Below are 12,114 nucleotides of genomic sequence, written 5' to 3' on the forward strand. Positions count from 1 at the left end.
GTACTCACACCCTCCGAACCTGTCATGTCGGATGAATCGGAAGTGTGCTTGTACGGGGCCGATCGAGGGACCGGGTGTGTGCTCCCGCGTAGGGCCGGGTGGCACGTTGCCGCGTCAAAGCTCCCAGGAGTGCGAAGTGTTGACGCGCACTCCGAGAAACATGTGTGCGCACTGACGTGTGTTCACCCGGAACCGGTGCGCGGGCGTCGCCCACTCTCGGTGTGTCGGTGCTTGACATGCCGTCGGGGCGTGCCGCGGGCGGGCTGTCGTCAGAGGGACCAGCTGAGATCCCGTGCCGGAACGGGGCGGTTGTAGGCGGCCGCGGGGTCGCCGGGTGTGAAGGGGCGGAACCGGTGGCTGAAGTCGACGGGAATCTGCAAGGAGAGGAAGTCCTTGCCGTCGCCCGTGCGAGCCTTGAGCAGGATCCGGTGCCTGGCCACCGGAACGGCCCGCGGGATCATCAGGTCCCAGGTCTGCTTCCAGGGGCCGGCGGCAGGCCGGGTGTCACCGCACAGGCTCGCACCCATGCCGGCCAGGAGATCGGGCAGCCGGTAGGTGCGGTCCAGCATCTTGACCGGCCCGATCTTCATGACGACGTTGCAGCTGACCCTTGTCAGGTCCACAGATTCCTTGAGGTAGCCGTCCATCGTGCAGCGCAGCCGCTGGCCGAGGCGCGGCAGTGTCGGGCTCAAGGTGATGTCGAGGATGTCCAGGACGTAGTGGTCGTCGCTGGTGTCCTCCACCAAAGCGGTGCTCATCTCGCTCATCCCATCGTGTCGTGGGCGGGGGAGGGGGTGAGGACTCCGGGTCCTCAGAGCAGAACCCCGGCCCGATTACGGCGGGCCGGGGTTCTGCGTCACTCGTGTCGCGACGGTGGTGATCAGTGGTCGCCCTTGCCGCCGTGGTCGTAGCCGCCTTCGTCGTGGCCGTGGTGGTGGACGACGCGGAAGCTGGCGATGACGCCGTCCTTGACCTTGACGGAGTGGGACTTGCCGGGCTCGACGCCGTTGCTGGTGCTGTGCGGGCCGACGGTGGCGATGGGGGCGCCGTTGTCGCAGGTGGCGCCGCGGAACACCTCGACGGTCCTGCGGCTGTCGTTGCGGATGTTGAAGGTCTTCGACCCCAGTCCGCTGATGACGGTGACGCAGCCGCTCGGGTGGGCGGAGTAGGACCGCTCGTTGATGTGGATCCAGCCCTCGTCGTGGTGCTTGCGGTGCTTCTTGTGGCCCTTGTCGTGGTCGTCGTGATCCTTGCCCTCATGGCCCTTGCCGACACCGCCGTCCAGGGGGGCCTGGACGGGTGCCTGCTGGACGGCTGTCGGGACCGTCCGGGCCTCGGGTGCGGAGGCGGCCGCGGCATACGTGATGCCGGTCGCGGTCAGTGCCGCGGCGGCCGCGATGCCCGCGGTGACTGCGTGGGAACGGGTCATGGTCATGGCACTGTCTCCTGTCTCGCAGGGAGGCCGGCTCGGCAGCCGACGTGAGACTGAACGTACATAGGCGCCCCAAAGCTGTCATTTCGGGATTTTCCGGATGGTGCGAAAGCGCGGCTGATCGGGGTATCCGAAGAGTGTGCAGATGTGCCTGAGGGTGCGTCAGGTCGACATCGGTCGCGTCCGGTTGACGACTGTTGGTCCTTCGAGGTGATCCACTGACACCTGATCACCCGAAAACGCGTCGGACATCGAGCGAACGTCGGTGTGTCGCTACTTGACAAACGTCGTTGCAGGCATCGTGCGAGTGTGGCGTCGCGGTGTGCGTCGGGGTGTGCGTCGGGGTGGTGGCGCGGTGGCTCCGGTCGCACGGGCGAGCCGCTTGCCGGTCGAAGTGCCGGACGTGCGAGGCCGGTTGACACCCCGGGGGTGCTTTCTGTCATCAAAGGTCGTCCGGTCTATTGTTATCTGTTCGGAATATCGAACGATGCTGGCGGTGAATGACATGTTCACGGCGGTGTGTGCGTCACCCGTGGCCCACGCCGGTGACGGCGGCTCCCACGACTGGGACGCCACCGCCTCCTGGGCCGACGACACCAGCTGGGTCGTGGCCTCGCCCTGGTCCTGACCGTCACGCCGCACACGCACTCGGGCCGTGTCACCGGATCCCCGGTGGCACGGCCCGCCGTCCGCCCGGGCCGGCCCGGAGGCACGACGACGTGCGGGCGGGTGCCGGGGCGCGTCTGCGTCACACGCCTGCCCGGCGGCGCCGGCGAACTCGCCGACGTCCAGCAGGGTTTCGTCGACGCACCGCTCGCCCGCATGGGAACCGAGAAACGGAAGCGATCCGTGTACCAGGAGAACCGTGCGCGCTACCGGAAGGGGGCGTGCACCCGCGGACGAAGCTGAACGCACCGGCGAGCCGGCAAGAAGGCAAGAGTCCACGACCGCAAGAACGCATGAGGGTGCTGGGTTGCCTCACGGTCGTCGCCGCAGAGAATTCTCGGCGCGTGGCCGCTGTGGAACGCGTGGAATGTGTACCGTCTCGTCACCGGCGCACGGGACGGCTCGCGGCGGCGTCCCCTGTGGTGGACACGCCTTGCTCCGTCGCGCTTTTCGTCGGCGTGGCCGCCTGGATCCGGGGCCTGCTCGCCGCCGGCCCGGACGCCCGCACGACCTGCCTCTTCGTCCGGCACGAACGACAGGACGAGGCGTACCGGCGAGCCCACGCCGCCGACCGACGCGCTCTACCCGCTGCAGGACATGTACAACGCACACGCGGACCTCGTCCCCGCCCGGGTCGACCCGACGATCGCGCTCTGCGGAGCCGTCGTGCCGGCTGCCGCCCCGGTCCTGATGTGGTTCGCCTCCTCACACGCCATCAAGGTTCTCCGCCCGTCGGGGAAAGGGGACCGGTCATGACCCCGACCGGCCTGTCACACCACCGCTTCCTCGGTGCCACGACCTCGGCCACCGCCGTCACGCTCGCCGGTGCCGGTGACGGTGACGCGGACACGGCTGTGGCCGGCGCGGGCGGGGTCACCGAGCTTCACGCCCGCAAGATCCAGGGCCGGCGGGCAGGCCCCGGCGCGGGCACGGGCGCCACCGACGCCTTCGCTCCGCGCCGTCGCGCGGCGGCCCGCGCGTTCCAGCGACGCACGGCGGGGCTGAGCCGGGGCCGTGCCGGAGGCGGGCGCCGGCCGGCCCCGTTTCCGGCACGGCCGCACGGCCTGGGCAGAAGCTGCGGTCAGCGGCGCAGCGCCTCGGCCGCGATCGCGGCCACGGCATCGGCCAGCGCCGTCAGCGCGGGCGAGTCGAGCTTCCACTGCTGCCAGTACAGCGCCACGTCCGTCCACTGCCCGGACGCCAGCAGCCGCAGCCGGCCCGCCGCCAGCAGCGGGTCCGCCTGCGCCTCGGGGACCATGCCCCAGCCGAGTCCGGCCACGACCGCGTCGAGGAACCCCTCCGAGGTGGGGATGTGATGCCGGCGTGCGGAGGCGGCTGCCCCGCCGCCCAGCCGGCGCACGAAGCCGTCCTGCAGGTCGTCCTTGCGGTCGAACGCCACCACGGGGGCGTCGGCCAGGCATCGGGGAAAGGGCTCGGCCGACATCTCGGTCGCGAGATCCGGCGCCGCCACCGGCAGGTAGCGCATCCGGCCGAGCGGCCGGACCGTGCAGCCGGGCACGGCATCGGGGGAGGAGGTCACCGCCGCCATCACCAGACCCTCGCGCAGCAGGGCCGCCGTATGGTCCTCGTCCTCCCGGTGCAGCTCGCAGCACAGCCCCGGCACCCGGGTCAGCGCCGGCAGGAACCAGGTGGCCAGCGAGTCCGCGTTCACCGCGACCGACACCCGGGTCGGTTCGCCGGAACCGCTCAGCCCCAGCTCGCTCCACGCGTCCTGCTCCAGCCGGGCGAGCTGGCGGGCGAACCGCACCAGGACCGCACCGGACTCCGTGGGCTGCACCGGCTTGGTGCGTCGCAGCAGTACCCGGCCGGTGCGCTGCTCCAACGCCTTGACCCGCTGGCTGACGGCGGACGGGGTCACATGCAGTGCGGCCGCCGCCGCGTCGAAGGTGCCCTCGTCGACCACGGCGAGCAGGGTCCGCACCTGGTCCACGGGGAGATCGGGAATCATCACGCCGGCTAAGGATACGTAAGAAACTTCAGCTGTACTTGAAATCGGCGGTTGTCTACGGTCGGCACCATGCCCCATGCCCTGACCGCCGCCGCAGCCGGATTCGGAACCGGAATGTCCCTGATCGTCGCCATCGGCGCCCAGAACGCCTTCGTCCTGCGCCAAGGCGTGCGACGGCACGCCGTCCTGGCTGTCGTCGGGATCTGCTCGCTGTCCGACGCCGTGCTGATCGCGCTGGGTGTCGGCGGGGTCGGAGCCGTGGTGGTCGCCTGGCCGGGTGTGTTGCGCGCGGTCGGGTTCGTCGGCGGGCTGTTCCTGCTCTGCTACGGCGTGCTGGCCGCCCGACGGGTGCTCAAGCCCGGCACCGGGCTGCGCAGCGACGGCGAGGCGGCCGGTTCCCGCGGACGGGCGGTGCTCACCTGCCTGGCGATGACCTGGCTCAATCCGCACGTCTACCTGGACACCGTGTTCCTGCTGGGGTCTCTCGCCGCCGGCCACGGCGCGCTGCGCTGGTCGTTCGGGCTCGGCGCGGCGCTCGCCAGTCTGTGCTGGTTCTCGGCGCTCGGCTTCGGCGCACGCCTGCTCGGCCGCTTCCTGGCCCGGCCCACGGCCTGGCGGGTGCTGGACGGCCTGGTCGCCGTGACCATGCTGACCCTCGGGGCGACGCTCCTCGTCGGGGCGTGAGCCCCTGCGCGTCGGCGCCCGGTGCCCTATCATCGACTCATCAAAGTTGAAAGTCGAACATCCTGTGCGGGGAGGACGGCGCCATGAGCAACACCGAAACGCATCCCGCCGAGGTGACGTGCGGCCCGCGACCCGGCACCGCACCCGCCGCGGACGTCGAGGTGCTCACACCACGCACCGTCCCCCTCGGCGGCCCGCGGGCGATGACGGTCCGCCGGACCCTGCCCCAGCGCGCCCGGACCTTCATCGGAGCCTGGTGTTTCGCCGACCACTACGGCCCCGACGACGTCGCCGCCACCGGCGGGATGAACATCGCCCCGCACCCCCACACCGGACTGCAGACCGTCAGCTGGCTGTTCAGCGGGGAGATCGAGCACCGCGACAGCCTGGGCACCCACGCCTTCGTCCGGCCCGGCGAACTCAACCTCATGACGGGCGGCCTGGGCATCTGTCACTCGGAGGTGTCGACGCCCGGCACGAGGACCCTGCACGGCGTGCAGCTGTGGGTGGCGCTCCCGGACGAACACCGCCATGCCGCACGGGACTTCCAGCACTACGTACCCACCCCCGTACCGCTGGACGGCGGCCGGGCCCTGGTCTTCCTGGGCACCCTCGCTGGAGACACCTCCCCGGTGCGCACCTTCACCCCCTTGCTCGGCGCCGAACTGTCCGTGGATCCGGGGGCCACGCTCACCCTCGGCATCGACGCGGACTTCGAGCACGGCCTCCTCGTCGACGCCGGCGACATCCGGCTCGGTGACACCGTGCTGCGACCCGCCGAGCTCGGCTACCTCGCCTGCGGGCGCCACGAGCTCACCCTCACCAACACCGGGCCCGAGCGGGCCCGGGCCATCCTCCTCGGCGGACCTCCGTTCCAGGAGGAGATCGTCATGTGGTGGAACTTCATCGGGCGCACCCACGAGGACATCGTCCGGGCCCGCCAGGACTGGCAGGAGGGCCGGCGGTTCGGCACGGTCACGGGGTACGACGGGGAGCCGCTGCCCGCACCGCAGCTGCCGAACACGCTGCTGAAGCCACGAGGCAACAAGCGCTGACGTGCACGCCCGCCGCGCTCACCCGGGAGCGCGGCGCGTGGCCGCACGCATGCGCGCGCTGCTCGGCGCCGTCGACCGGCAGCCCGCCTGGAAGCCAGGCCCCCTCCAGGCTGCGCGACGCCTGCCCTGGGTGCACGGCACCGCGCTCGCGGCGCTGGACGGCCTGCGGACGGCGGGACGCACCGGGCCGGGGCCCGCCGCACCGGCGGCTCAGCCCGGGCCGACCCGATGGACCGCCAGGGTGTCCGCCCGGTGCATCCGCGCGTCGGACGGTGCGCACACCAGACGCCCCGCGGTGCAGGCGGGACCGTCCAGCGGATGCTCGTCACGCAGCAGCGCCGGGACGAACTGCCGCATCCGCTCGGCACACCTGCGGTAGAACCGCAACTGGGTGCGCCGACCGAACAGCCGCCACCCGAGCGAGGTGACCGGACCCAGAGTCGGAGCCCCCTGCGAATAGCACGACACCACGAACAGCACCTCGCCGGTGTGCTGTCGCTTCACCACCTCGTACGTGACCTTGCCGCGTTCCAGATGGCCCTCCAGCGTCTCGTAGGCCCATCCCCAGACGCGGTCCGTCCCATCGCGCAGCTCGTTCACCACCTCGGTGACCCGCACCCCGCAGTAGAAGTGGATGCCGTGGAAACGCGCCTCCAGCAGCATGTCGCGGCCGAGCAGCGGCGCGGACGGGTCGTAGAGCGCCCGTACGATCTCCGGCGGCGAGAACTCGTAGTCGTGGACCAGGCGGCAGGCATGCTCCCAGCTGCCGCGCGGCTCCGGCTGGCCCGGCCGCTCCGGGGGCAGCTCGATGCGGTAATGGTCGATGTTCCACTGGGGGCGGCGCACCTCGTCGAACGAGTAGTTGACCTGCGCGTCCGCGAGCTCACGCCACACCCGTGTGGCGTCGACCCGGCCGAAGACCCAGTCAACCAAGGCGATCACACGCACTTTCGAGCGAGTCGCCGATCAGCCACATCGTCGGCGGCCACAGACCCACGAACAGCGCACGCCGCTCGGCGTTGCCCCGTTGCTCCTGATCGACGGTCTTCGCACGCACCCAGAAGGAGATGCACAGACCGATGGTCGCGAGCGAGGCGAGATGCATGTGCACACTTCGCACGCCCGCGCGGTACAGAAGCTGGACCACCATGAGGGCCTCCGGATCGCAACGACAGGGGGCACCGTCACACGTTGGGTACCCACCGAACCGGGTACCCACGGATGGGACACCGAGCGCGGTGCTCTGCCGGTCGCCCAAGCGGTTCGGGAGGCTTCGATGACGCGAGCGCAATGTCCTCGCACCGTCACCGTCCTGGCGCGGTTGCTGATGGGCACCGTGCTGGTCACGTGGCGCTACCTGTGGGAGACCACGCCGTACCACCGCGGCGGCGAGTGCCGGGGCGACGAGACGGACCTGCCCCCGCCGCTGCCGTCCGAAGCCGTCGACGACCGGGTGCAGCTGGCACAGGACGGCTTCGGCCCGCTCTACCACCGCCTCTTCCGCGTCCGCATCGCCGGCGCCGACACCGACCCGGCCCGGCTCATCACCTGGATGTGCCGCGACTTCAAACACTTCGTGCCGTCCGAAGTGGTCGACATCCACACCGGCGACCTGCGCGACCACGGCCTCGACGTCGCCGACGAACTTCTGGTGGAGATGCCCGGGCCCTGGAACGGCCCCGTCAAGGTCGTCCGACGCGAACCCGACCGGCTCCAGCTGGTGACCCTGCGCGGCCACATGGAGGCCGGACAGATCCAGTTCCGCGCTCGTGAGGAGGACGGCCTGCTCGTGTTCGAGATCGAGCTGTGGGCCTGCCCCGGCAACCGCCTCGTGCACTTCCTGTACGCGCACCTGCGCGTGGCCAAGGAGATCCAGCTGAACATGTGGGTGCGGTTCTGCCTCGCCGCCGCCAAGGCGTCCGGCGGCCGGCCGGTCGGCGGCGTGCACATCTGCACCCGCCGACTGCCCCCGCCCGGCAGCACACCGGTACGCCCGCTGCCGGCCGCCGCACCCCGGGCCGCGGACACGGTCGGCGGGGCGGCCCGGCCTGGGGCGGACGGCGACACCGGCACAGGCCGGCATCGCGCCCGGCTGCGACGGGGGAACGGGCGGTGAAGGGCAACCCGCTGCGGGGCCGGACCGTCGTGATCACCGGAGCCGCGCGAGGGCTGGGAGCGGCACTGGCCCACGAGCTGGCCCGGCGCGGCACCCGCCTGGCCCTGCTCGGCCACGAACGGCCCGAGCTGCACGACGTGGCGGCATCCGTGCTCGCCGAGGCACTGGCGATCGGCGTCGACGTGACCGACCGGCCCGGGCTGGAGAACGCCGCACAACAGATCCGCGAACGGCTCGGCCGCCCCTCGGCGGTCGTGGCGAACGCCGGCATCGCCGAGGCCGGCCCGTTCGCCACCTCGGACCCCGCATCCTGGGAACGGATCGTCGAGGTGAACCTGTGCGGCAGCGCGCGCACGGCCCGCGTGTTCCTGCCCGACCTGCGGGCCACGGGCGGCTACTTCCTGCAGGTCGCCTCGCTCGCCTCCCTCGGCGCCACACCGATGCTCAGCGCCTACTGCGCCGCCAAGGCAGGCGTCGAGGCGTTCGCCCACGCCCTGCAGGCCGAGGTGGCACACGAGGGGATCGCCGTGGGCGTCGCCTACCCCTCCTGGGCGGACACCGCCATGATCCAGGAAGGCGAGACCTTCGCGGCCCTGCATCAGCTGCGCACCCACATGCCTCCCGGCGCCCGCACCATCCATTCGGCCGACGCCGTCGCCGCCCGCCTGGCACGCGCCGTCGAACGCCGCAGCACCGCCGTCTACATCCCCGCCTGGCTGCGCCTGGTCCAGCCCGTGCGCGGGGCCCTGCCGCCCCTGATCACCCGGTTCGCCCGCCGGCAACTGCCCCGGTGGGACGAGGGCCGGCCGCTGCACCCCACGGGCAGGCTGGGCGCCGGCGGGCGCGCCGACCGCGCCGCGACCGCACCCGACGGTCCCTGACCGCACCGGCCACCCGGCAGCCCGACTCCCGCAGCAGGCGGGACACCGGCGTCCTCGCGCCGTGCGACGGAGCGCGCCGACGCCACCTGCTGATCCACCGCCGGACGCCGGGCAGCCCGTAGCATGCCGTTTCGGGTGGATTTCTCCGGACGGTGGATGGTCGTACATGGGCAAGACCGGGCAGGGACTGGCCACGCTCGCGCATCACCTGGCGGCCACCGGCGAACCGCACCAGCTCCTGCCGGCCCGTCAGCAGATGGCCTTCACCCTCGGATTCCACATCGTCCTGGTGCCGTTCGGGGTGGCGCTCACCACCCTGATGCTCATCGCCAACTACCGCGGCCTGCGCAGAGGCGACGACGACGCGCTGCTGCTCGCACAGCGCTGGTCCAAGGTGGCGGCGGTCCTGTTCGCGGTGGGAGCGATCTCCGGCACCGTCCTGTCCTTCGAACTCGGCATCCTCTGGCCCGGCCTGATGGGCCGTTACGGCGCCGCCTTCGGATTCCCGTTCGCCATCGAGGGGCTGTTCTTCTTCCTCGAAGCGATCTTCGTGTCCCTCTACATCTACGGCTGGAACCGCATGTCCCCGTGGGCACACTTCCTCACCGGGGTGCCCGTCCCGCTGGCCAGCCTCGGCGGGACCGCGGCCGTGATCGCGGCCAACAGCTGGATGAACCGACCCGAAGGCGTCACCGTGCGGGACGGACAGGTCGTCGCGGTCCGCCCCGTCGACGTGTTCTTCAACGGAGCCTTCTGGTACGAGATGCTCCACATGTTCCTGGCCGCCTACATCGTCGCGGGATTCGCCGTGGCCGGCGTGTACGCGGTGGGTCTGCTGCGCGGACGCGACACGCGCTACCACCGCCTCGGGTTCCACATCGGCTTCGTCTGCGCGGCCGTCCTCGTCCCCGCCCAGTTCATCGTGGGCGACACCATCGCCCGCTACGTCTTCCAGGCCGAGCCGGCGAAGTTCGCGGCCATCGAACTGCTGCCGACCACGGGACGCCACGTCCCCGAGACCCTCGGCGGCATCCTGCTGGACGGCCGGGTGCGCTACGGGCTGCGCATCCCCGAGGTGGCGTCCGTGCTGGCGGGATTCCGGCCGTCCACCGAGATCAAAGGACTGGAGGCCGTCCCGCCGCAGGCCAGGCCCTCCGACGCGGCCGTCAGCACCGTCCACCTGGCCTTCGACATCATGGTGGGCCTGTCGTGCGTCCTGCTCGCGCTCGGCATGTGGTTCGCCTGGCTGCGATGGCGGCGCCGCCCGCTCGCCCGGCAGCGGTGGTTCCTGCGCTGCTGCGCGCTCAGCGGTCCGGCGGCCCTCGCCTGCCTGTGGTCGGGCTGGGTCGTCACCGAGGTCGGACGCCAGCCGTGGACCGTCGTGGGCCTGCTGTTCACCAAGGACGCCGTGACCCGGCAGGGCGACATCTGGCCGTTCTTCGGCGCCGTCGTGGTCATCTATGCGGCCGTCGGAACGGGCGCGCTGGTCGTGCTGCACGCCATGAAACGCCGCTGGCAGGCCGAGGGAGACACCGCCGTCGACGTCCCCTACGGGCCGGGAACCCACGCCGGGCACGCCGAGCGCGGCCGGGGAACGGAGAGCTGATGGCAGCCGTCGTCGCGGTCTTCCTGTTCATCGGCGTCATCGCCTACTGCCTGCTCGGCGGCGCCGACTTCGGGGCGGGCTTCTGGGACCTGACCGCCGGAGGCGCGGCCCGCGGACGGCGCCGACGGCACCTCGTCGACACCTCGCTCGGCCCGGTGTGGGAGGCCAACCACACCTGGCTCATCTACTGCCTGGTGATCCTCTGGTCGGGCTTTCCCCGCGCCTTCGCCGCCATCACCACCACCCTGTACCTGCCACTGGGCCTGGCCGCCCTCGGCATCGTGCTGCGCGGTGCCGGCTTCGCCTTCCGCAAGGCCGCCTTCCGCACCCCCGAGCAACGTGTCTACGGACTCGCCTTCGCCCTGTCGTCCGTGCTGACCCCCTTCTGCTTCGGCGCCATTGCGGGCGGCATCGCATCCGGCCGGGTGCCCACCGGCGGCGCCGGCGACCCGGTCACCGCCTGGCTCAACCCCACCTCCGCGCTGGGCGGCGTCCTCGCCGTCGCCGTGTGCGCCTACCTGGCGGCGGCCTACCTCCGCGTCGAGGCCCACCGCCGGCGCGCCCCCGACCTGGAACGCCACTTCCGGACCATGGCCCTGCTCGCCGGACTCGGCACCGGTGCGATCAGCATCGCCGGCATCTTCGTCCTGCGGTACGACGCACCCCACCTGTGGCACCAGCTCAGCCACCGCGCGGTGCCGCTGGTCGTCGTCGCCGCGCTGTGCGGGGCGGCGAGTGTGGCACTCGCGGCGACCGGACGGATCACCGGCCTGCGTCTCCTCGCCGGTGCCGCGGTCGCGGTGATCGTGCTGGGCTGGGGCGTCGCCCAGTACCCCTACCTGCTCGGCACCCATCTGACCGTGGACGAGGCGGCCGCCCCGGCACCCACACTGAAAGTGCTGGTCGGGGTCGCCGTCACGGCCGGTGTGCTCATCCTCCCCTCCCTGGTGCTGCTGTTCCGCCTGGCGGGGCGGGGGCGCCTGGGGATGTCGTACGACGACGTCTCCCACTAGGGCGCGCGCCACGGCGGTCGCGTGGCGTCGGCTCGTCCGCGTCCGTCCGCGTCCGGCGGTCGTGACCGGTGTCCTCCCGGGTACCCGGCCGGAACAGCCGACGCGACACACGAGGAGAACCCATGAGCACGGTCAAGGAATCGGTGGAGGTCGAGGTCCCGGTCCACACCGCGTACAACCAGTGGACACAGTTCGAGGACTTCCCGAACTTCATGGAGGGCGTCGAACGGATCACCCAGCTGGACGACCGTCACAACCACTGGACCACGAAGATCGGCGGGGTCAGGCGCGAGTTCGACACCGAGATCGTCGACCAGTTGCCGGACGAGCGCATCACCTGGCGCACGACGAGCGGTGACGTCGGGCAGAGGGGAACGGTCCGCTTCGAGCCCGTGGACGACACCCACACCCGCGTGGAACTGGTGATGGACGTCGAACCCGGCGGAACGGTCGAGAAGGTCGCCGATGTGCTCGGCACGATCGACCGGCGCGTCAAGGGCGACATGAAACGCTTTAAGCAGTACGTCGAGCAGCACGGTGCCTCCGGCTCCTGGCGCGGTCGCATCCGGCCCGGCGACAGCGGCACCACCGGCTAGGGACGACGAGGACACACAGGCGAGGACATACACGCCTCGAGTCGGCCACACCGTCCGGGCGCACTCCCTCGGCCACACATCACCGGTGCGCCGGGG

General features: G+C 71.5%; 13 protein-coding genes. 8 read left to right on the plus strand and 5 right to left on the minus strand.

Annotation, left to right across the window (positions count from 1 at the left end):
• Positions 1 to 269 precede the first annotated feature (269 nt).
• Both OG899_RS25550 and OG899_RS25555 read right to left on the minus strand, forming a co-directional pair.
• Positions 270 to 758 (minus strand): hypothetical protein, encoded by a 489-nt coding sequence (locus OG899_RS25550; protein WP_185867973.1) that lies wholly within the window; start codon positions 756 to 758, stop codon positions 270 to 272.
• A 122-nt stretch (positions 759 to 880) separates the two neighbouring features.
• Positions 881 to 1,435, minus strand: a complete 555-nt coding sequence (locus tag OG899_RS25555) for a hypothetical protein (RefSeq protein WP_229814578.1) — start codon at positions 1,433 to 1,435, stop codon at positions 881 to 883.
• 484 nt (positions 1,436 to 1,919) lie between these two features.
• Here OG899_RS25555 and OG899_RS25560 point away from each other — a divergent pair, with 484 nt between their 5' ends.
• Positions 1,920 to 2,060: a hypothetical protein gene (locus tag OG899_RS25560; protein ID WP_168132458.1), complete on the plus strand. Its 141-nt coding sequence runs from the start codon at positions 1,920 to 1,922 to the stop codon at positions 2,058 to 2,060.
• Between the two features lie 1,119 nt (positions 2,061 to 3,179).
• Here OG899_RS25560 and OG899_RS25565 read toward each other — a convergent pair.
• The gene (locus OG899_RS25565) at positions 3,180 to 4,067 is read right to left on the minus strand and encodes a LysR family transcriptional regulator ArgP (protein ID WP_168132466.1); all 888 of its coding nucleotides are present in this window, start codon (positions 4,065 to 4,067) and stop codon (positions 3,180 to 3,182) included.
• A gap of 69 nt (positions 4,068 to 4,136) precedes the next feature.
• Between OG899_RS25565 and OG899_RS25570 the strand changes: the two genes are divergently transcribed.
• Both OG899_RS25570 and OG899_RS25575 read left to right on the plus strand, forming a co-directional pair.
• Complete coding sequence (locus OG899_RS25570) at positions 4,137 to 4,751, plus strand: LysE/ArgO family amino acid transporter (RefSeq protein ID WP_125500390.1); 615 nt, start codon at positions 4,137 to 4,139, stop codon at positions 4,749 to 4,751.
• Between the two features lie 83 nt (positions 4,752 to 4,834).
• A complete protein-coding gene (locus OG899_RS25575) occupies positions 4,835 to 5,806 on the plus strand; it encodes a pirin family protein (RefSeq protein ID WP_125500389.1) in 972 nt (323 codons plus the stop codon).
• A 210-nt stretch (positions 5,807 to 6,016) separates the two neighbouring features.
• On the opposite strand, the gene OG899_RS25580 is transcribed toward OG899_RS25575, so the two are convergent.
• Together OG899_RS25580 and OG899_RS25585 are read right to left on the minus strand one after the other, a co-directional pair.
• Positions 6,017 to 6,748 (minus strand): DUF1990 family protein, encoded by a 732-nt coding sequence (locus tag OG899_RS25580; RefSeq protein WP_125500388.1) that lies wholly within the window; start codon positions 6,746 to 6,748, stop codon positions 6,017 to 6,019.
• The gene (locus tag OG899_RS25585; protein ID WP_125500387.1) at positions 6,732 to 6,956 is read right to left on the minus strand and encodes a hypothetical protein; all 225 of its coding nucleotides are present in this window, start codon (positions 6,954 to 6,956) and stop codon (positions 6,732 to 6,734) included. The genes OG899_RS25580 and OG899_RS25585 overlap by 17 nt, the downstream gene beginning before the upstream one ends.
• A gap of 126 nt (positions 6,957 to 7,082) precedes the next feature.
• On the opposite strand from OG899_RS25585, the gene OG899_RS25590 reads away from it, so the two are divergent.
• The 5 genes from OG899_RS25590 to OG899_RS25610 all read left to right on the plus strand — a co-directional run bounded on the left by OG899_RS25590 (position 7,083) and on the right by OG899_RS25610 (position 12,018).
• Positions 7,083 to 7,922, plus strand: a complete 840-nt coding sequence (locus tag OG899_RS25590; protein WP_406311172.1) for a DUF1990 domain-containing protein — start codon at positions 7,083 to 7,085, stop codon at positions 7,920 to 7,922.
• Positions 7,919 to 8,803, plus strand: coding sequence for a short-chain dehydrogenase/reductase (locus OG899_RS25595; RefSeq protein WP_125500386.1), 885 nt, complete (start codon positions 7,919 to 7,921; stop codon positions 8,801 to 8,803). Before OG899_RS25590 ends, OG899_RS25595 begins: the two co-directional genes overlap by 4 nt.
• A gap of 166 nt (positions 8,804 to 8,969) precedes the next feature.
• Entirely contained in the window at positions 8,970 to 10,409 is a 1,440-nt protein-coding gene (locus OG899_RS25600; RefSeq protein WP_168132464.1) for a cytochrome ubiquinol oxidase subunit I, read from the plus strand.
• The gene (locus OG899_RS25605) at positions 10,409 to 11,422 is read left to right on the plus strand and encodes a cytochrome d ubiquinol oxidase subunit II (RefSeq protein ID WP_125500384.1); all 1,014 of its coding nucleotides are present in this window, start codon (positions 10,409 to 10,411) and stop codon (positions 11,420 to 11,422) included. The genes OG899_RS25600 and OG899_RS25605 overlap by 1 nt, the downstream gene beginning before the upstream one ends.
• Positions 11,423 to 11,544: 122 nt before the next feature.
• Positions 11,545 to 12,018, plus strand: coding sequence for an SRPBCC family protein (locus OG899_RS25610; protein WP_125500383.1), 474 nt, complete (start codon positions 11,545 to 11,547; stop codon positions 12,016 to 12,018).
• Positions 12,019 to 12,114: the final 96 nt, after the last annotated feature.

This window comes from Streptomyces thermoviolaceus (assembly GCF_045209695.1).
GTDB classification, from domain to species: Bacteria; Actinomycetota; Actinomycetes; order Streptomycetales; family Streptomycetaceae; genus Streptomyces; species Streptomyces thermoviolaceus.

Excerpts from the sequence above, each read along its gene's own strand:
- OG899_RS25605 (WP_125500384.1), top strand. The coding sequence starts at position 10,409 with ATGGCAGCCGTCGTCGCGGTCTTCCTGTTCATCGGCGTCATCGCCTAC.
- OG899_RS25560 (WP_168132458.1), top strand. The coding sequence starts at position 1,920 with ATGCTGGCGGTGAATGACATGTTCACGGCGGTGTGTGCGTCACCCGTG.
- OG899_RS25590 (WP_406311172.1), top strand. The coding sequence starts at position 7,083 with ATGACGCGAGCGCAATGTCCTCGCACCGTCACCGTCCTGGCGCGGTTG.
- OG899_RS25550 (WP_185867973.1), bottom strand. The coding sequence starts at position 758 with ATGAGCACCGCTTTGGTGGAGGACACCAGCGACGACCACTACGTCCTG.
- OG899_RS25585 (WP_125500387.1), bottom strand. The coding sequence starts at position 6,956 with ATGGTGGTCCAGCTTCTGTACCGCGCGGGCGTGCGAAGTGTGCACATG.
- OG899_RS25575 (WP_125500389.1), top strand. The coding sequence starts at position 4,835 with ATGAGCAACACCGAAACGCATCCCGCCGAGGTGACGTGCGGCCCGCGA.
- OG899_RS25570 (WP_125500390.1), top strand. The coding sequence starts at position 4,137 with ATGCCCCATGCCCTGACCGCCGCCGCAGCCGGATTCGGAACCGGAATG.
- OG899_RS25600 (WP_168132464.1), top strand. The coding sequence starts at position 8,970 with ATGGGCAAGACCGGGCAGGGACTGGCCACGCTCGCGCATCACCTGGCG.
- OG899_RS25555 (WP_229814578.1), bottom strand. The coding sequence starts at position 1,435 with ATGACCATGACCCGTTCCCACGCAGTCACCGCGGGCATCGCGGCCGCC.
- OG899_RS25610 (WP_125500383.1), top strand. The coding sequence starts at position 11,545 with ATGAGCACGGTCAAGGAATCGGTGGAGGTCGAGGTCCCGGTCCACACC.
- OG899_RS25565 (WP_168132466.1), bottom strand. The coding sequence starts at position 4,067 with ATGATTCCCGATCTCCCCGTGGACCAGGTGCGGACCCTGCTCGCCGTG.